The 18,842-nt window shown below is 67.0% G+C and carries 18 protein-coding genes; 5 read left to right on the forward strand and 13 right to left on the reverse strand.

The genetic code is table 11. The annotated features are described in order from the left end of the window. Complete coding sequence (locus tag SMCB_RS07010; RefSeq protein WP_045537797.1) at positions 1 to 840, forward strand: outer membrane protein assembly factor BamD; 840 nt, start codon at positions 1 to 3, stop codon at positions 838 to 840. Positions 841 to 880: 40 nt separating this feature from the next. Here the strand turns inward: SMCB_RS07010 and SMCB_RS07015 are convergent, their stop codons facing one another. The 11 genes from SMCB_RS07015 to SMCB_RS07065 form a co-directional block, all read right to left on the reverse strand. After that, positions 881 to 2,122 carry an ATP-binding protein gene (locus tag SMCB_RS07015; RefSeq protein ID WP_045535917.1) on the reverse strand — a complete coding sequence of 414 codons (1,242 nt, stop codon included), beginning with the start codon at positions 2,120 to 2,122 and terminating at the stop codon, positions 881 to 883. A gap of 156 nt (positions 2,123 to 2,278) precedes the next feature. Beyond that, positions 2,279 to 3,832 (reverse strand): FGGY-family carbohydrate kinase, encoded by a 1,554-nt coding sequence (locus tag SMCB_RS07020; RefSeq protein ID WP_231851177.1) that lies wholly within the window; start codon positions 3,830 to 3,832, stop codon positions 2,279 to 2,281. 137 nt (positions 3,833 to 3,969) lie between these two features. Then, positions 3,970 to 4,422, reverse strand: coding sequence for a 50S ribosomal protein L9 (gene rplI, locus SMCB_RS07025; protein ID WP_045535919.1), 453 nt, complete (start codon positions 4,420 to 4,422; stop codon positions 3,970 to 3,972). A gap of 19 nt (positions 4,423 to 4,441) precedes the next feature. Further along, positions 4,442 to 4,723, reverse strand: coding sequence for a 30S ribosomal protein S18 (rpsR, locus tag SMCB_RS07030; RefSeq protein ID WP_045535920.1), 282 nt, complete (start codon positions 4,721 to 4,723; stop codon positions 4,442 to 4,444). A gap of 12 nt (positions 4,724 to 4,735) precedes the next feature. Then, a complete protein-coding gene (gene priB, locus SMCB_RS07035; protein ID WP_338056264.1) occupies positions 4,736 to 5,083 on the reverse strand; it encodes a primosomal replication protein N in 348 nt (115 codons plus the stop codon). Between the two features lie 24 nt (positions 5,084 to 5,107). Beyond that, positions 5,108 to 5,470, reverse strand: coding sequence for a 30S ribosomal protein S6 (gene rpsF / locus SMCB_RS07040; RefSeq protein WP_045535921.1), 363 nt, complete (start codon positions 5,468 to 5,470; stop codon positions 5,108 to 5,110). 83 nt (positions 5,471 to 5,553) lie between these two features. Next, positions 5,554 to 7,632 carry a VC_2705 family sodium/solute symporter gene (locus tag SMCB_RS07045; protein WP_231851178.1) on the reverse strand — a complete coding sequence of 693 codons (2,079 nt, stop codon included), beginning with the start codon at positions 7,630 to 7,632 and terminating at the stop codon, positions 5,554 to 5,556. Between the two features lie 2 nt (positions 7,633 to 7,634). Beyond that, a complete protein-coding gene (locus SMCB_RS07050) occupies positions 7,635 to 7,907 on the reverse strand; it encodes a DUF4212 domain-containing protein (protein ID WP_045535923.1) in 273 nt (90 codons plus the stop codon). Then, positions 7,907 to 8,521: a tetratricopeptide repeat protein gene (locus SMCB_RS07055; RefSeq protein WP_052468443.1), complete on the reverse strand. Its 615-nt coding sequence runs from the start codon at positions 8,519 to 8,521 to the stop codon at positions 7,907 to 7,909. Before SMCB_RS07055 ends, SMCB_RS07050 begins: the two co-directional genes overlap by 1 nt. Further along, positions 8,512 to 8,820 (reverse strand): hypothetical protein, encoded by a 309-nt coding sequence (locus tag SMCB_RS07060; protein ID WP_045535924.1) that lies wholly within the window; start codon positions 8,818 to 8,820, stop codon positions 8,512 to 8,514. The genes SMCB_RS07055 and SMCB_RS07060 overlap by 10 nt, the downstream gene beginning before the upstream one ends. 145 nt (positions 8,821 to 8,965) lie before the next feature. Beyond that, positions 8,966 to 10,117: a YcjF family protein gene (locus SMCB_RS07065; RefSeq protein ID WP_045535925.1), complete on the reverse strand. Its 1,152-nt coding sequence runs from the start codon at positions 10,115 to 10,117 to the stop codon at positions 8,966 to 8,968. Between the two features lie 97 nt (positions 10,118 to 10,214). On the opposite strand from SMCB_RS07065, the gene SMCB_RS07070 reads away from it, so the two are divergent. Beyond that, on the forward strand, positions 10,215 to 10,769 hold the full coding sequence (locus SMCB_RS07070) for an NUDIX hydrolase (protein ID WP_045535926.1): 555 nt from the start codon (positions 10,215 to 10,217) through the stop codon (positions 10,767 to 10,769). Here the strand turns inward: SMCB_RS07070 and SMCB_RS07075 are convergent. After that, positions 10,766 to 11,836: a hypothetical protein gene (locus tag SMCB_RS07075; protein WP_045535927.1), complete on the reverse strand. Its 1,071-nt coding sequence runs from the start codon at positions 11,834 to 11,836 to the stop codon at positions 10,766 to 10,768. The two genes, SMCB_RS07070 and SMCB_RS07075, sit on opposite strands and share 4 nt — an antisense overlap. Next, entirely contained in the window at positions 11,833 to 15,411 is a 3,579-nt protein-coding gene (gene smc / locus SMCB_RS07080; RefSeq protein ID WP_045535928.1) for a chromosome segregation protein SMC, read from the reverse strand. Before smc ends, SMCB_RS07075 begins: the two co-directional genes overlap by 4 nt. Before the next feature lie 187 nt (positions 15,412 to 15,598). Here smc and dapD point away from each other — a divergent pair, with 187 nt between their 5' ends. From dapD to dapE, 3 genes are read left to right on the forward strand one after another with little or no spacing between them, the layout of a single operon-like run. Continuing rightward, entirely contained in the window at positions 15,599 to 16,432 is an 834-nt protein-coding gene (gene dapD / locus SMCB_RS07085) for a 2,3,4,5-tetrahydropyridine-2,6-dicarboxylate N-succinyltransferase (RefSeq protein WP_045535929.1), read from the forward strand. 58 nt (positions 16,433 to 16,490) lie between these two features. Continuing rightward, positions 16,491 to 17,651 (forward strand): PilT/PilU family type 4a pilus ATPase, encoded by a 1,161-nt coding sequence (locus SMCB_RS07090; protein ID WP_082027290.1) that lies wholly within the window; start codon positions 16,491 to 16,493, stop codon positions 17,649 to 17,651. 17 nt (positions 17,652 to 17,668) lie between these two features. After that, complete coding sequence (dapE, locus tag SMCB_RS07095) at positions 17,669 to 18,835, forward strand: succinyl-diaminopimelate desuccinylase (protein WP_045535930.1); 1,167 nt, start codon at positions 17,669 to 17,671, stop codon at positions 18,833 to 18,835. Positions 18,836 to 18,842 lie beyond the last annotated feature (7 nt).

Below are 18,842 nucleotides of genomic sequence, written 5' to 3' on the forward strand. Positions count from 1 at the left end.
ATGTTTTCGAGCCGATTATCCGCTTTCGCTCCGGCGCGCTTCCGTGCAGGCCGATCCCTGGCGGCGCTGGCCGTTGCGGTTACCCTGCTGAGCGCGTGCGCCAGCGGCCCCACCGCCGACCCGACCGCCGACTGGAGCCCCAACCGCCTGCACGCCGAGGCCATGGCCGAGCGCGACCGCGGCAACTTCGAGCGCGCGATCACGCTGTTTGAGCGGCTCGAAGGCCGCGCCGCCGGCACCATTTTGGCGCAACAGGCCCAGCTCGAGAAAGCCTTCGCCCACTACCGCGCCGGCGAGCAGGCGCAAGCCATCGCCACCCTAGACCGCTTCATGCGCCTGCACCCGGCCAGCCCAGCGCTGGACTACGCGCTCTACCTCAAAGGGCTGGTCAACTTCCAAGACAACCTCGGCTTTCTGGGTGCGTTGGCCAGCGTGGATCTGTCGGAACGCGACCAGCGCGCCGCGCGCCAATCGTTCGAGGCCTTTCGCGAACTGGTCGATCGCTTCCCCGAGTCGCGCTACACCCCCGATGCCCAGCTGCGCTTGGCGCACATCGTCAACTCGTTGGCTCAGGCAGAAGTCAACGTGGCCCGCTTCTACCTGAGCCGCGGCGCTTACGTGGCCGCCATCAACCGCGCCCAAGTGGCATTAACCGACTTCCAAGGCGTGCCCGCCGCCGAAGAAGCGCTGTTCATCAAATACCGCGCCTACCAAGCCTTGGGCATGAACGACCTGGCCGCCGACGCGCGCCGCGTGCTCACACTCAACTTCCCCCAGAGCGCCTTCTTGGGCCTAGGCCAGGCACCAGAGCGCGCGGCGTCTTGGTGGCGGTTTTGGTGAGGCGGGGGCGCGCTCCTCAAGGCTGCCCTGCATTTGACTGCTACGCCCCCCACAGCGTAGACATCGGCACCGCCCAGATTCCATCGCCCAAGGGCAGCGTCTCGGCGCCGTCGTACAGCAGCACGCCCAGCTTGAACTGGCTACCGGCGAGGCTGGCGAGCTTCTTGAGCCCACGCAGATCGCTAGGCTTGACGGTGGCGGCAGCCTTGATCTCGACCCCCACCAGTTGCCCAGCGGCATTTTCGATCACCACATCGACTTCGACCTGGTCGGCGTCGCGGTAGTGCAGCAGGCGATAGTCGCCCTCTGCCGTGGTCGTGTGTTTGAGCAGTTCCGCAAAAACAAAGGTCTCGAGCGCGTTGCCAAAGCGCGTGCGGTCTCGCTGCACCTCCTCGGCGCTCAGGTCGAGCAAGGCCGCCAGCAAGCCGGCATCGATGAACTGCAGCTTGGGTGTTTTGGCCACGCGCTTGAGGCGGTTGCGCGCCCATACATCGACGCGCTTGAGCAGGTACATTTGCTCAAACACTCCCAAGTAACGCGCTGCCGTCTTGCCGTCCAAACCGACTTGGGCGCCGAGTTGGGTGTAGTTGCACATCTGGCCCGCCGTCTGTGCCAGGGCGCGCAGAAAGCGCGGCAGCTGATCGAGCTTGTCGATGCCGGCCACGTCGCGTACGTCGCGCAAAATGAGGGCGTCGAGGTACTGGCGCGCCCACGCCCGGCGGCGCTTGGCCGAGGCGCGCGCAACCGCTTCGGGGTAGCCGCCGCGCAGCACTCTCTCCACCAGCTCTAGGCCCAGTGCGGGCCGCTCCACCTTAAGCAACTGCCCCGCAAACGCGCTGTCGATCCAGTTGGCCGAACGCGATTCGATCTCGCTCTGCGACAAAGGCAACAACGACAGGGTTTCCATTCGGCCTGCGAGCGAGTCGGCCACGGTGGGCAGCGCCATCAAGTTGGCCGATCCGGTAAGCAAAAAACGGCCTGGGCGCCGGTCTTCGTCCACGCTTTTTTTGATGGCCAAAAGCAGCTGGGGCGCGCGCTGAACCTCGTCGATCACCGCCCGACCCAAGTTGCGAACCATCCCCACCGGGTCTGCCCGTGCCGACAACCATGTCAGTTCATCGTCCAGTGTGATGTAGTGCAAGCCCTGCCGCGCTGCGATTTGGCGCACCAGCGTCGTCTTGCCGGCCTGTCGCGGCCCGGCCAGCAACACCACCGGCGTGTCGAGCAGCGCTTCAGCGATGCGTGGCTCGATCCAGCGCGGGAAAAGGGATGCCGTGTTCATGCGGGCATGATAACGTAAATCTCGGAAATAATTGCCGTAAATTCCGGAAACAAAAATCGTAAATCTCGGAATCTAGGCGCGCAAATTGCGCACCAACTGGGCATCGAGCCAGAGGAGCTTGAGGGCGCCGCAGGACTCATCCCTTCACCCCCACCCCTAAGGCTTCGGCTTGGTAATGCGCTGAATCTCGCGGTACAGCGGCAGCAGGCGCTCGTACATCTGGCAGTACACGCTGGCGTAGAGTTCGTCGTAGATCTGCCGGTTCTGGGCGTTGGGCTCGAAGCTACGGCCCAAGCGCGTCATGCTGGCCACGGCCGTGGGGAAATCGCGGTGCAGCCCCAGGCCCACGGCGGCGTCGATGGCTGCGCCCAAGCCCGAGGTCTCGTAGACGTGCGGGCGCGCGGTTTGCAGCCCAAACACGTCGGCGGTGAGCTGCATCGCGGCGTCGCTCTGCGAGCCCCCGCCCGAGACCCGCAAGGCCGTGATCGGCACGCCGCTGCGCTGCTCGATGCGCTCTTTGCCCTGACGCAAGGCATAGGCTAGGCCCTCTAGGATGGCGCGGTAAAAATGGGCGCGGTTGTGCACGTCGCTAAAGCCGATCACGGCGCCCTTGGCTTCGGGCCCCGGGTGCTTGAGGCCCGGCGACCAGTAGGGTTGCAGCAGCAGCCCCATGGAGCCGGGCGGCACGGCATCCACCAGTTGGTCAAACAAGTCCTCGGGCAACACGCCCTGCTCGGCGGCGCGCAACTGCTCGGACAGGCCGAACTCTTCCTTGAACCAGTTCACCATCCAGTAGCCGCGGTAGATCTGCACCTCGGTGCTGTAGTAGCCGGGCAAGGCGGCCGGGTACGGGGGGATGAATGAGGTGACCTCGACGTAGCGCTCGCTGGTGGTGTTGATGGTGGCGGTGGTGCCATACGACAGGCAGCCGATGTGCGGCTCCAGGCAGCCGGCGCCGAGCACCTCGCAGGCCTTGTCGGCTGCGGCGGCCAGCAGCGGCAAGCCGGCCGGGATGCCGGTGTCGTGTGCGGCGGCGGCGCTGATCGTGCCCAGTACTGCGCCCGGCGGCAACAGCTTGGGCAGCATGCGCTGGCGGATCGGGGCCAGCGCCTGCCACTTCCAGTCCAGCGCCCCGGCCCAGCGCTGGCGCTTGTAGTCAAAGGGCAGATAGCCAACCTGCGAGCCGCTGGAATCGACAAAATCGCCACACAAGCGGTAGTTCAGGTAGCCCGAGAGCAGCAGATACTTGTGCGTGCGCTGCCAGACCTCGGGCTCGTGGGCGGCGATCCAGTTGGCCTCGGCTTGGCCCAGAAAATAATCGATGGTGTCGTTGACCCCCAGCAAGCCAAAGCCGGCCCGCCACCACCAGCTCAGGCTGGGCACTTGCTCGGTGCGGCGCTGGTCCAGCCAGACCATGGCGGCGCGCAGCGGCTGTCCATGCCGATCGAGGTTGATGACGGTGCCGCGCTGGGTGGTGACCGCCACCCCCTTGATCGAGTCTTTGGGCACCGGGCTGTGCAGCCACAGCCGCTGGCAGGCGCTGCACAGCGCGCGCCAGTAATCTTCCACCGGATACTCGGCCCAGCCCGGCTGCGCCGAAAACCCGGCCTTCAAGGGTTCTTGGGCCTTGGCAATCAGGCGGCCCTGCAGATCAAAGAGCAGGGTGCGCACGCTTTGCGTGCCGTTGTCGATGGCGAGCAGGTGTTCCAAAGGGAGCAGACTAGGTAATGGTCAAGGCGCAAACGGCAGCCAAAGTACCGTGGAGAATGGCAAGCGGTTGCGCGTGGCACACAAAAAAACCGGCCGAAGCCGGTTTTTATATCACGCCAAAGCCGTGCCGGCCCGCCTTAAGCGGTCTCGCCCAGCACGCTGACGTTGACATCGACCACCACGTCGGTGTGCAAAGCCACCTGCACCGTGTAGTCGCCCACGTTTTTGAGCAGGCCGTTGGGCATGCGCACTTGGGCCTTGTTGACGGCGAAGCCTTGGCGGCCCAGCTCGTCGGCGATGTCGTGGTTGGTGACGGAGCCAAACAGGCGGCCATCGACACCGGCTTTTTGCGATAGCTTCAGGCCCACACCGCCCAGTTTGGCGGCCAGCTCTTGGGCGGCAGCGAGTTTGGCCTCGGCGGCTTTTTCGAGCTCGACGCGGCGCGCCTCGAACTCGGCCACAGCGGCCTGGGTGGCGCGGCGGGCGCGTCCGTTGGGGATGAGGAAGTTGCGGGCGTACCCGTCTTTGACCTTGACCACATCGCCCAAGTTGCCGAGGTTGATGACTTTGTCGAGCAGGATGATTTGCATGATTTGGGGCTCCTGGCGATTAGACGCGGTGCTGGTCGGAGTACGGCAGCAGGGCAAGAAAGCGCGCACGCTTGATCGCCGTGGTCACTTGACGCTGGTAAATGGCGCGGGTGCCGGTGAGGCGGGCCGGAATGATTTTGCCGTTTTCGGCAATGAAGTCGCGCAGCACGTCCACGTCTTTGTAGTCCACCTCGACCACACCGGCGACGGTGAAACGGCAGAACTTTTTGCGCTTGAACAAAAGCGACTGGGTGTTGCGCTTGGGGCGCTTGTCTTTATTGAAACGTTTCGGAGCAGGCATGGTATTGCTTCCTTAAATGAGCTTGAATTCTTGAATGTGCAGCACAAAACCCTTGCCGTTGCGGGCGTGGGCCATGAAGCCGTGTGCGTCGAGCAGCGTCCCCAGCGGGAGCCTGGCCAGCGCCTCGGCCATGAGCCCAAAACCCACCGCTTTCAACTGCAGCGCCACCTGACGCTGCTGCCCCGACTCGATCTGCACCGACTGGTGCTCGAGCAGCGCATCGAGGACAGGAACCGCGGCCGGCGTGTAGCGCAGCGGCTGGGTGCCCACCAAGGTGGCTGTGAGGTGCAGGCGGTTGTGCGAGGGGTTGTGCGGGGGGATTGGAGGCTGTTGGGCTTCGGTCGTCGGCGGGTTGGCCACGGGCAACGGCTGGGGCAGCGCGCCTTAAGCCGCTTCTTGCTGGCTGGACTTGCGCGCCTCTTCGCGCTCAACCGAGCGCATCATGGGCGAAGGTCCGGTGTCGGCCTTCTTGCGCTGCACCACGAGGTGGCGCAACACGGCGTCGTTGAAGCGAAAGGCGTGGTCCAACTCGGCCATCACGGCTTGGCTGGCTTCGATGTTCAGGCACAGGTAGTGCACCTTGGACAACTTGTTGATCTGGTAAGCCATTTGGCGCCGGCCCCAGTCTTCGATGCGGTGGATCACACCGCCGCCAGCGGCGATCATGCCCTTGTAGCGCTCCAGCATGGCGGGCACTTGCTCACTTTGATCCGGGTGGATCAGCATGACGATTTCAAAATGACGCATACACACTCCTTGTGGATTTTCCTGCTGCCAGGATGAAGCCGCCCCGAAGCGTCAGTCTAGGGTGCGGCAAGGTAAGCGTGGGATTATAGCCCGCTTCGCACCTGCTCCACAAGGTCCTGCACGCGCTGCGGCGGCCGCCGCGTCACCAAGCTCACGGCGATCATGACCGCAAAGCCCACCGGCACCCCAAACACGCCGGCCGAAATCGGCTCGATCCCCCACCACAAGACCACCGGGGAATCGACGCCAAAGACCGAGCGCAGCCACGGCTGGGTGGTGATCATGTAGTACAGCGTGATGCCCAAACCGCTGAGCATGCCCAGCACGGCCGCGCTGCCGGTGGTGCGCTTCCAGAAGATGCCCAGCACCAGCGCCGGGAAAAACGCGGCACCGGCAATCGAAAACGCCGCCGACACCATGAACAGGATGTCGGCCGGTTTTTGCGCCGCCACGTAGGCCGCGGCCAGCGCCACCACCAGCAGCACCACCTTGGACACCGTGACCCGGCGCGCGGTGGCGGCGTGTGGGTCGATCATCTTGTAGTACAGGTCGTGGCTAAGGGCGTTGGCCATGGTCAGCAGCAGCCCGTCGGCGGTGGACAGCGCCGCCGCCAGCCCGCCAGCGGCCACCAGCGCCGCGATCACGTAGGGCAAGCCAGCGATCTCGGGCGCGGCCAGCACGATGATGTCGGAGCCGATGGTGATTTCATTGAGCTGCAGCAAGCCGTCGAGGTTCACGTCGCTCACGCGCAGCAGCTCGGCGTCGATGCGGCTCCAGTCCGCCACCCAATCGGGCAGCTGGTCGAACGGCGTGCCGACCAGCACGTGAAAGACCTCAAACTTGACCATTACCGCCAGCGCCGGTGCGCTCAGGTAGAGCAGCCCGATGAACAGCAGCGACCACGCCACCGATTTGCGCGCCGCCCGGGCGTCGGGCACGGTGTAGTAGCGCATCAGGATGTGCGGCAAGGCGGCGGTACCGACCACCAGGCAAAACACCAGCGCCAGGAAATTGAGCCGCGACTCGTGAAACGCCTGCTGCTCGGCCGGGCTGCCGTGCGGGTCGCCGGCAAAAGCCTGCGCGTGCGGCAACATGCCGCCCAGCGGCAGCGATTTTTGCTGCGCCTCGTAAAGCTGCTGCTCCCACAGCAGGCGCGCGCTGTGGGGGTCGCGCGGCAGCGCCGCCAAATCCTGCTCGGCTTGGGCGATGAGCGCAGGCGAGGCATTGGCCGTGCGCAGCACCTGCACCCGCTCACGGGCCAGCACACGCAAGCGCTCGAGCGCCGCTTGCGGGTCTTGCAGCCGCTCTTGCAACAACAAGGCGCGCTGCTGGTAGATGGCGCGCACCTGCAACTCGGCCGGGTCGCGCATCAGCTCTTGTTCGCGCTCGCTGATTTGCTGCAACTGCTGCCCATAGACCAGCTGCGGCAGCGGCGAGCCGGTCTGCTGCACCGACAACCACACCACCGGCACCATGTAGGCGACGATCAGCACGATGTACTGCGCCACTTGGGTCCAGGTGACGGCGCGCATGCCACCCAGAAAAGAACAGACCAAAATCCCGCCCAGCCCTAGGAACACGCCGACCTCGAACGCGACCCCGGTCAGGCGCGCCGTGATCAGCCCGACACCGTAGATTTGCGCCACGATATAGACAAAAGAGCACAAAATGGCGGCAGCGATGCCCAGCAGGCGCGGCAGGTGGCCGCCGTAGCGCTCGGCCAAAAAATCGGGGATGGTGAACTGCCCGAAGCGGCGCAAATAGGGCGCCATGAAAAAGGCCACCAAGCAGTAGCCGCCGGTCCAGCCCAGCACAAAGGCCAGCCCGCTGTAGCCGTGCATGTACAGGGTGCCGGCCAAGCCGATGAACGAGGCCGCCGACATCCAGTCGGCGCTGGTGGCCATGCCGTTGTACATGGCCGGCACCCGCCGCCCAGCCACGTAATACTCCACCGGATCGACGGTGCGGCTCATGATGCCGATGGCCGCGTAAATCGCGATGTTGCCGAGCAAAAAACTCATCCCGATCCATTGGCGCGGCAGCCCCATCTGCTCGAGCAGTGCCAAACACAACACGAACAGCAAAAAAGCCGCGGTGTAGAGCAGAAAAACCTTGTGCAGCTGGTGCTCAAAGCGGCGCACGGGGGCGGGTTTGCGTTCCACTGTCAGTGCCGCCGGGGTTCGATGCGGTCGGGCGGCTCGCTCACGCCATGCAGCTCGTCAAGCCGGTTGGCGGCCCAAGCGTAGAGCGCGATCAACAGGCCATAGACCACGATCGCGCCTTGGGCCGCGACCCAAAAGCCAAAGGGCCAGCCGAAAAAATAAAAATCCAACTCGCGGGCGTAAAAACTGACCCCGAAGGTCACGCCCACCCAGAGCAGCAGCAACAGCAGCGTGAGCCGCTTGATGCGGCGCCAATACAGGGGTCGGTCGCGCATCAGACCAGCTCCTGCGTGGGTGCCTGCAATTCGCGCTGCAAAGCGGCCGCCACCCGGGGCTCGAAGCCGCGCAGGTGCGCGATCAGGGCCTGCGCGTGCTCGGGCCGCCCCAGCCGCTGCTGCAGCCGCGCCATGGCCGCGTGGGCGTGCGGGCTCCACGGTTGCAGCGCGGCGTTGCGCTGGTAGGCCTGCAAGGCCGCTTCGAGGCGGCCCTGGCGCTCGAGGCAGCGCGCCAAGCCAAACCAAGCCAGATCGAGCTGCGGCGCCAGCTCGGTGGCGCGCTCGAACGCCGGCTGCGCCGCCTCATCTTGCTGCAGTTGCTCGAGCAAAAAGCCGAGGTTGAAATGGGCTTGGGCGCACTGCGGGCGCTGCACCAGGCAGCGCCGCTGCCAGCGCAGCGCTGCCTTGGGCTGGCCGCTGCGGGCGCGGCTATAAGCCAGCGCCGCCAGCGCGGCGGCGTCGTGCCGGCGGCCGCGCCACACGCGCCACCACACCAGCGCGCCCAAGCGCTGCCCACCCAGCAGCGTGGCCGCCCCGGCCAAGGCCGGCCCCAGCCCTGGCCACCAGGCGCCGGCGGCTTGAACGGCTTTGGGTTGTGTGCCCTTCAGCGGCATTGGTCCATCCCCACTTCTAGGCAGGCTTGGAGCTTGAGCCAAGTGGCTGCCAGCCACAGCCCCAACAACAGGCAAAAAGCCAGCAGCGGCCAGTGCTCCCGCAGCACCCAGCGCGGCGCCAGCCACCCGGCCGCGGTCACGAACGGGCGGCACAGGGTGTCGAGCAGCCACAAAAACAGGTTGGATTCGAGCGCCTGCGGCGCCAAACGGCGCAGCCACGCCGCCAGCAACCAGCGCCCGAGCAGCGCCAGCAAGGCCAGCTCGGCGATCAGCTTGAGGGCGGAAGCGAGCAGCAACATGGAGCGCAAATGTGGCTGGCTGAATGGCTGGCTGAATGGCTGGCTGATTGCCTTAGTGGCGCCGCAGCCGGGGCAGACCCAAGGCAACGTGCGCACCAATGGCTGCGGACTGGGAAGCCAGGCCTCGCCCTGGTTAAGCGGCCGATCAAATGCCGCCCTTGACCAAGCGCAGCACCTCGCCTGCGTTCAGCGTGCGCGCACGCGCTTGAATCTCGGGCAGGTGCTGCTGCTGCAGGTTTTTGGCCGGCCCCAGCAAGCCCTGAAAGGTCTGGCGCAGCACGTCGGTGGACATGACGCGCCCGCCGGCGTAGTAGCGCTTGGCCAACTGGCCCAGCGCATAGGTGGTGGCAAACGAGAACGCCACCCCGGTGGCGCGCCCGGCCAAGCCCCCCGCCATACGCCCTGCCGCCTTGCCCACCAAGCCGCCGAGCAAGCGGCGGCCAAACTGCTCCAGGTACTGCGAGCCCAGCCCGACCCCGGCGGCGGCGATGAATTCGCGGATATGCCCTTGGTCCAGCGCCACCCCGTGCGCCTTGCCGATGCGATAGACCATCTTGATCTGCAGCGGAATGATCGCCACCGTGGCCCACGACTGCGGCAGCAACTCGAGCGCGCCGTTGAGGATGGCGTAGTTCAGGATCATCTTGTCCAGCGCCGGGGTGCTGGCGGCCAAGGCGGCGCTGCCTGCTGCACCGCCCACTTGGGCACCGCCAACTTGCACACCGGCTTGGTTGCTCACCCCACTGGCACCCGCTCGGGCCGCCAGCGCCCCGCCAACCCCTGCCACCCCCAAAGCCGCCGCGCCGGCGGCCACCAAGGGCGCGGCGCGCGCCCACTGCGAAGGCGCGGCGGTGGGCGCGGCAGCGGGTGCGCGCTCGTCGGCGTCCAGAAAATCGTCGGCGTAGGCGGCCGCTGCCACGGAATGCGTTTGGCGCTCAAGCTGCTCGAGCTCCTGCGCTGCAGCGCCGCCCGTCAGCCCGAGCGCGGCGCGCAGCTGCGACAAGAAGGCCTGCTCGGCCGTGCTGGCCACGCCGTCGGCGTCGCACACCGCCAGCGCCCACTCATAAGCCAGCTGGCGCTGCTCGGCGTCATCCAGCAGCGCCACCGCCTGCGCCAGCGTCACGCGCTTGAGCAGCGCGTCTTGCAGCGCCTGCGCCAGGTGCGCGCCGCCAGCGTCGGCGTCGAGCTGCAGCGCCAGCTCGCGGATGAACTGGCGTTCGCTGTCGGCTTTTTGGCCGTCGGCCATGGCCGCCTGCACCAAAATGGTGAGCAGGGCGCGTTGGGATTGCGGGTTCATGGGCGGCTCCAGATGCGGCTGTGAAAGCAGCGATTATCGGCCCTGAATCTGCCCCAGAGCCGGCTTCGCAGCCAGGCACGCACTACACTAGTCAGCCATGACGCGCTCACAAATCAACCATTGCCGCCACTGCGGCAGCGCCGTGGAGCACCGCCTGCCCGATGACGGCGACAGCCGGGTGCGCGCCATCTGCCCAGCCTGCGGCACCGTGCACTACGAAAACCCGCTCAACGTCGTCGGCACGGTGCCGGTCTGGGGCGCGCAGGGTGAACAGGTGCTTTTGTGCCTGCGCAACATCGAGCCGCGGCGCGGCAAGTGGACGCTGCCGGCCGGCTTCATGGAATTGGGCGAGAGCACGGCGGCTGGGGCGGTGCGCGAAACGGTCGAAGAGGCCGGGGCGCAGATCGAGCTGCTGGGACTGTTCACCGTGCTCAGCGTGGTGCGCGTCGGGCAGGTGCACCTGTACTACCGCGCCCGGTTGCTGAGCGACCGCTTTGAGCCTGGCCACGAAACCATAGAAGCGCGGCTGTTCCACGAGCACGAAATCCCCTGGGACGAGCTGGCCTTTCGCACCGTCAAAGTCACGCTGGAGCACTACTTTGCCGACCGGCGCCGTGGCCAGTTCGAGGTGCACAACGGCGAGATCGCCTAGCTGAACAAACGCCGCGCCAGCACCGATCCGGGCGCCAGGTCGCGCGTCTGCAGGGCCTCACACAGCGCCTCGAGCTCGGCCCCGATCTGGTCCATCGCATCGTTGTGCAGCGGCGTGCCGGCGCCGTCGCACACCACCCCCTCCATGCTCTGCGCCAGCTGCTGCACCGTCTGGCGCAGTCGCACATAAGGGCGCTCGCTGCGTGCCACGTGCGGCACATCGAGCGTGACGCCAAACTGGTTGAGCACCGCTTGCTCGGGGTCGTCGGCCAAGGCGGCTTGGGTCTCGTACTGCAACACCAGCACCGCCGCCGCGCCGCTGGATTGCGCCGGCAGCACCATGCGGCCCGGCAGCGCGCCAGCCACAAAACCAGCCCGCGCCGCGTGTTGCGCCAAGTAGCCGGGGCTCCAAGCGGCACGCTGGGCGCGCACATAAAACGACAACTGCGCATCGTGTGCCAGCGCAAACTGGTCGAGCTCGCGCGCGCGCGCCACCTCGTGCATCATGTCGGGGTATTCGGGGCGCAGCTGCAGGCTGTCGGCCAATTCGTCGAGGCGCTGGATAAACTGCGAAAAGCCGATCTCGTTGAGCGCACCGGCCCGATTCACCAGCTGGATGCCGGCGCGCAAGCTTTGGTAGCGCTCGCCCGCGCGCGGCAACTCCCACTGCTGCGTCTGCAGGTTTTGCGCCTCGACATAAAACGGCTTGCCGTCGATGCGCCGGCTGGTGGGCAGTGCCGCCAGCACGGCGTCGCCCGACACCAGCTGGTCGCTGTGCAGCAGGGCAATGGCATCGATGCGCTCATCGAGCACCTGCTGCGCCTGCACCACCTTGGGCAAATCCGGCACGCCCTCGGCGCCTGCGGTGGCAACGGGCTGCGCCTGTGCAAGCTGGCCCAGCACCGGGTCGAGGCGCGAACCGGGTTCGGCCCCCGGCGCGGCGGCTGGCGCATCGGCGCTTTGGGCGCGGCGCGGGCGCTGGCGCCGGGTGCTCCAGACGTTGTAGAGCAGCAGCGCCACCAGCAGCGCCAGCCCGAGCAGCAGCAGCCCCCATTGCAGCGGCGTCATGGCTGTGGCTCCGCCAGCAAATGCTGGGCCGATTGCAAATCCACGGCCACGATGCGCGAGACGCCTTGCTCTTGCATCGTGACGCCGACGAGTTGGTGCGCCATTTCCATGGTGATTTTGTTGTGGCTGATGAAAAGAAACTGGGTCTCAAAGCTCATACGAGTCACCAGTTGGGCAAAACGTTCGGTGTTGGCGTCGTCCAGCGGGGCATCGACCTCGTCGAGCAAGCAAAACGGCGCCGGGTTGAGTTGAAAAATGGCAAACACCAAGGCGATTGCGGTCAGCGCCTTTTCGCCGCCCGACAGCAGGTGGATGGTCTGGTTGCGCTTGCCCGGCGGCTGCGCCAGCACCTGCACCCCGGCGTCGAGGATTTCGCCCTCGCTCCACTGCAGCCGCGCTTGCCCGCCGCCAAACAATTCGGGGAATATACGCCCAAATTGCTGGTTCACCGCCTCGAAGGTCTGGCCCAGCAGGGCGCGGGTCTGGCTGTCGATGGTGCGGATGGCCTCTTCGAGGGTGGTGATGGCCTGCTGCAAGTCGTGGCTTTGCTCGCTCAAAAACCGCCCGCGCTGCTGCGCCACCGCCAGCTCCTGGAGCGCCGCCAGGTTGACGTCGCCCAAGGCTTCGAGCTCGCGTTGGCCGCGCTGGACCTGCGCCGGCAAGGTGGCCAGCTGCACGCCCTCGGCGGCCACGCTGTGGGCCAGCGCCTGCAGCTGCTGCGGCTCGACCACGCCGGCCTCCTCGAGGCTCTGACGCTGCTGCTGCTGGGTCAGCTGCGCCGCCTGCAGGCGCAGCTGCAGCTCGCCCAAGCGCTGGCGCAAGGGCTCGAGCGCGTGCTCGAGCCGCAGGCGCTGCGCGTCGCTGGCGCGCAGTTCGGCGCTCAAAGCATCGTGGGCGCTGCGCCGCGCCCCCAGCTCTTGCTCGCGCTGGAGCTTGAGGGCCAGCGCCGCTTGCAGGGCCGACTGAGCAGCGGTGTCGCACAGGGTCTCGAGTTCGGCCTGTATCTGCTGCGCTTGCTCGGCCAGTTCGGCGCTGTGCTGCTGCCCGGCGGTTTGGTTGCGCTGCAGCTCGTCGGCGCGCGCTTGCAGGCTGCGCTGCGCGAAGTCGGCCTCTTGCGCTTGGCGCTCGAGCGCGCGCGCTTGGGCGCTGGCCTGCTGCAGCGCCTGCTCGGCCTGCGCCTGCTCGCGCTCGGCCTGCTGCAGCGCCTGCTGCTGCGCTTGCAGCTCGGTGTGCCGCTGGTGCTGTTGCGCTTGCAGCTGCTGCTGTTGCGCCTGCAGCTGCTGCAAGTTCTGCTCGGCTTCGGCTTGCTCTTGCCCCAATTGGGCGGCGCGCTGCTGGCGGTGCGCGGCTTGCTGGCTCAGGCGCAGCAGCTCGACTTGCAGTGCATGGGCTTGCGCCAGGGCGCCTTGGGCCGCAGCGCGGGCTTGCTGCAAGTGCGCACTGGCTTGGGCGCACGCGGCTTCGGCCTGCGCTTGCGCCTGGCGCGCTTGCGCGGCTTCGCCTTGCAGCTTGTGCAGCTGCTGCTGCAACTGCTCGATCTCTTGCGCGCGCGCCAGCCAGCCCGACTGCTCGGGCGCTGCGGCATAAAACGCTAGGTGCTGCGCGCCCACGCAGTGCCCCTGCGGGGTGTAGATGAGCTCGGCGGGCCCCAACGCGGCGCGCACGGCCAGCGCCTCGGGCAGGCTGGCGGCGGCGTAGCAAGGGCTGAGCCAGCGCGACAGCAAGGCCCGCAAGGCCGGCTCGGGGCAGCGCAGGTGCTGCGCCAGCGGCTGCAATTGGTGCGCGGCCTGTGCTGAGCCCTGCCCCCTGCCCTCGGCGCCCTGCCCCGCGCCCGCAGCGCATTCCTCCAGCGCATACAGCACCAGCGCCCCCGGTGGCGCCGCCTCGGCCCAAGCCAGCGCGGCCTCTAGGTTGGGCAGCTCCAGCGCCTGCAGCCGCTCGCGCAAGGCGGCCTCGATCGCCGTGGCCCAGCCGGCCGCCGGCTGCACCCGCTGCCACAGCGGCGCGCGCCCTTGCAAGCCTTGCCGCTCCAGCCATTGCGGCAGCTGGCCGGCTTGCTGCAGCCGGGTCTGCAAGGCCTGCAAGGCGTCGTGTCGGGCTTGGCACTGGGCCTGCGCTTGGGCCTGCGCCTGCGCCTGCTGCTGGCACTGGCTGCGCCGCTGCTCGCATTGGGTCTGCTCGAGCTGCAGCTGCTGCACCGCCTCCTGCGCTTGGGCGTGGCGCTGCTGCGCTTGCTCAAACTCGGCCTGCAAGCCCGCCAGCCGCGCCTCGTCGCTGGCCTGCGCCGCCAGCGCTTGGGCTTCGCTGTGCAGGCGCTGCACCCGCTGCTGCCACTGCTGGCGCTGTTGCTCAAAGGCGCGCTGTTGCGCCCCCAGCACGCCCAGCGCCTGCTGGCTCTCGGCCAGCGCGCGGCGGCAGCGCTGCAGCCCCTGCTGCGCCGCTTGCAGCTGGGCTTGGGCGGCGGGCTGCGCAGCGGCTTGCTGCTGGCACTGCGCCGCCAGCGCCGCCGCCTGCAGGGCCGCGGCTTGCTGTTGCTGGGCTAGGCGCTCGCGCTCGTCGGCGGCGGCGCGGGTGCGCTCGTCCCACTGTCCGCGCTGCTGATGTAACTGCTGCAGGCGCTGCTGCAGGCGCTGGCGGTGGTCGCGCACGTGGCGGATCTCGGTCTCGAGCCGCGCCACCTCGGCGGCGGCGGCGTACAGCGCCCCTTGGGCCTGGTTGAGCGCCTCGCCGGCGGCATAGTGCGCCTGCCGCGCCGCTTCCAGTTCGGCCTCTAGCTTGCGCAAAGCCGCCGTTTGCTCGTCAAGCTCGAGCTGCACCTGCTGCCCTTGGGTTTGGGCTTGAGCAGCGTCGGCCTGGGCTTGGCAAAGTTTTAGCCAGCACAGCTGCTGCTGGCCGCGCTGCACCCGGCTTTGCAGATCGCGGTAGCGCTGCGCCAGCGCGGCTTGCTGCTCCAGCTTGCTGCGCTGCTCATCGAGCTCGGTCAAGATGTCTTGCACCCGGCTCAGGTTGGTGCGCGCATCGAGCAGCCGCGCGGCGGTCTCGCGGCGGCGCTCTTTGTATTTGGACACCCCGGCCGCTTCCTCCAGAAACAGGCGCAAGTCTTCGGGGCGGCTCTCGATGATGCGGCCGATGGTGCCCTGGCCAATGATGGCGTAGGCGCGCGGCCCCAGCCCGGTGCCCAAGAACAGATCGTGCACGTCGCGCCGGCGCACCGGCTGCTGGTTGATGTGGTAGCTGCTGGTGCCATCGCGTGTGAGCACCCGGCGCACCGACAGCTCGGCATAACGGCCCCACGGCCCGGGCACGCGCTGGCTGGCGTTGTCAAACACCAGCTCCACGCTGGCGCGGCTGGCGGGCTTGCGCTGCGCGCTGCCGCTGAAGATCACGTCCTGCATCGACTCGCCGCGCAGCTCGCTGGCCTTGCTCTCGCCCAGCACCCAGCGCACGGCGTCCATGATGTTGGATTTGCCGCAACCGTTGGGGCCGACCACCCCCACCAGTTGGCCCGGCAGGCCAAAGGTGGTGGCTTCGGCAAAGGACTTGAAGCCCGACAACTTGATGGTCTGTAGGCGCACGCTTGCTGCTTCGCTGGATACTGGGCACGACCTTGCACGGCCATGCGCCGCCATGCAAGGCCATGAAAGATGGGAGGCGCTAGTTTAAGGCGCGCGCACCGAGCCAGGGCCAAACATACAATGCGAGCTTCGATCCGGCCCCCTACAGCCCAACCCAGCCTCCGCTTTCGCAACCCACCGCCCCACCATGAGCCCCTCTTTGCAAACCCTGATCGACCAAGCCTGGGAACAGCGCGCCCAGCTCAACCCCAGCAACGCCTCGCGCGAGGTGCAAGACGCCGTCGAGCAGGTGCTCGAGCAGCTCAACAACGGCCAGCTGCGCGTCGCCACCCGCTCGGGCGTGGGCCAGTGGACGGTGCACCAGTGGATCAAAAAGGCCGTGCTGCTGAGCTTTAGGCTCAACGACAACGCCATCATCCGTGCCGGCGAGCTGGCCTTTTACGACAAGGTGCCGACCAAATTCGCCAACTTAAGCCCGCAGGAGCTCGCCGCCACGGGCGTGCGCGTGGTGCCGCCGGCGGTGGCGCGGCGCGGCAGCTTCATCGCCCGCGGCGCCGTGCTCATGCCCAGCTACGTCAACATCGGCGCCTACGTCGATGAAGGCAGCATGGTGGACACCTGGGCCACGGTGGGCTCGTGCGCCCAGATCGGCAAAAACGTGCACCTGTCGGGGGGTGTCGGCATCGGCGGTGTGCTCGAGCCGCTGCAAGCCAACCCCACTATCATCGAAGACAACTGCTTCATCGGTGCGCGCTCCGAAGTGGTCGAAGGCGTGATCGTGGAAGAAAACGCCGTGCTCGGCATGGGCGTTTACTTGGGCCAGAGCACCCCGATCTTCAACCGCGCCACGGGCGAGATCAGCTACGGCCGGGTGCCGGCGGGCTCGGTGGTGGTGAGCGGCAGCCTGCCCAAAACCGCTGCCAACGGCGCCCCCTACAGCCTGTACGCGGCGGTGATCGTCAAGCAGGTGGATGCGCAGACGCGCTCCAAAACCAGCATCAACGAGCTGCTGCGCGACTAAAGCGCGCTCACCGCTGCTCAAGGCCTTTGGCAACGAACACGCAACAGGAGCCACACCCATGGGCCCGATGGAAAAAATCCTGCGCCTGATGAGCGAAAAGCGCGCCTCCGACGTCTATTTGTCGGCGGCCTCGCCGGTGCAAATGAAGCTCAACGGTGTCTGCACCGCCATCACGCCGCAGCCGCTGCCGGTCGATGGGCCGCTGCAGCTGCTGGCCGAAGTGGTGAGTGCCGAGCAGCTGCGTGAATTTCATGCCAGCGGCGAACTCAACATCGCCATTCCGCTGGCAGGGGTTGGGCGTTTTCGCCTCAGCGCCATGAAGCAGCGCGGCAACTGCGCCATGGTGGTGCGTTTCATCAGCAGCGAAATCCCGGCCTTCGAGTCGCTGCAGCTGCCGCCGGTGCTGGCAAAAATGATCATGGCCAAGCGCGGCCTGATGCTGGTGGTCGGCTCCACCGGCTCGGGCAAAAGCACCACCCTAGCGGCCTTGCTCGACCACCGCAACGCCCAAAGCAGAGGCCACATCCTAACGATCGAAGACCCGGTCGAATACCTGTTTCGCAACAAGCAGTCGATCGTCAACCAACGCGAAGTCGGCACCGACACCGCTTCGCTCTACGTCGCGCTCAAAAACGCGCTGCGCCAGGCCCCGGACGTGATCCTGATCGGCGAAATCCGCGACCGCGAAACCATGTCGCTGGCCATCGCCTACGCCCAGTCGGGCCACCTGGTGCTGGCCACGCTGCACGCCAACAACAGCCACCAGGCGCTCAACCGCATCCTCAACTTTTACCCGGTCGAGGTGCGCCCGACCATGCTCAACGACTTGGCTTCCTCGCTCAAGGCGATCGTGTCGCAGCGGCTGCTGCGCACGGTCGATGGCAGCCGCGTGCCGGCGGTGGAAGTGATGGTCAACTCGCGCCTGATGAGCGAAATGATCGAAAAAGGCGATTTTTTTGGCGTGCGCGAGGCGCTAGAAAAATCCATGTCCGAAGAATCGCAAACCTTCGAGTCCGACATCGCGCGCCTGATCCTGAGCGGCAAAATCGAACGCCAAGAAGGCTTGGCGTACGCCGATTCACCCACCAACCTGATGTGGCGGCTGCAAAACCAGTCGCTTCAATCGCGCACGCAAAACCCCAGCGAACCGCCCGCCGCGTCGCCCCAAGCGCCCTCGCCCAGCGGCCCCTCGTTTGCCGACTTTACCCTCGACGCCTAATTTGGCTGTCCCCGACCATGCACCCCACCCAGCAACTGACCCAGCAACTGATCGCCTGCCCCTCTGTCAGCCCGGCCGACGCCGGTTGTTTGGAGCTGATCGCCGATCGCCTGCAAGCGCTGGGCTTTGTCTGCGAGCGTATCGACAGCGGCCCGCCCGATTGGCGCGTGAGCAACCTGTGGGCCAAGCGCAGCGTCAGCCCCACGGCCCACACCTTGGTCTGGGCCGGCCACACCGACGTGGTGCCCACCGGCGCGCTGGAGCGCTGGCACAGCCCGCCCTTTGAGCCCACGCTGCGCGACGGCAAGCTCTACGGCCGCGGCGCCAGCGACATGAAAGCCTCGCTGGCGGCGATGGTGGTGGCCTGCGAAGCCTTTGTGGCCGCGCAGCCCGAGGCGCCGCTGAATCTGGCTTTTTTGCTCACCTCGGACGAAGAAGGCCCGGCCCACGATGGCACCGTGGCGGTGTGCCGCGAGCTGCAACGCCGCGGCGAGCGGCTCGACTGGTGCATCGTGGGCGAACCCACCGCCGAGCGCCAGACCGGCGACACCATCAAAAACGGCCGCCGCGGCTCGCTCAGTGGCCGGCTCACGCTCAAGGGCGTGCAGGGCCACATCGCCTACCCGCAACTGGCGCGCAACCCCATCCACCTGCTGGCGCCGGCGCTGGCCGAACTCGCCGCCACCCTGTGGGACGGCGGCAACGCGCACTTCCCCCCCACCTCGTGGCAGGCCAGCAACCTGCACGCCGGCACCGGCGCGAGCAACGTGATTCCCGGCACCGCCGTGCTCGATTTCAACTTTCGCTTCAGTACCGAGAGCACGCCCGAGAGCCTGCAACAGCGCGTGCACGATCTGCTGGCGCGCCACCACCTGCACGCCGGGCGCGACTACGAGCTGGACTGGAGCCTGTCGGGCCAGCCTTTTCTCACGCCGGCGGGCAGCTTGGTCGATGCGGTGCGCACCGCCATTTTTCAGGTCACCGGGCTGCAGGCACAGCTCTCGACCAGCGGCGGCACCAGCGACGGGCGCTTCATCGCTCAAATCTGCCCGCAAGTGATCGAACTCGGGCCGCCCAATGCCACCATCCACCAAGTCAACGAGTGCGTGGCCGTGGCCGAACTCGAGCCCCTGACCCACATTTATCGCCGGGTGATGGAGCACTTGGTCTCGCGCCCATTGTAAAATCGCC

Source organism: Serpentinimonas maccroryi (assembly GCF_000828915.1).
Taxonomy (GTDB): Bacteria; Pseudomonadota; Gammaproteobacteria; order Burkholderiales; family Burkholderiaceae_C; genus Serpentinimonas; species Serpentinimonas maccroryi.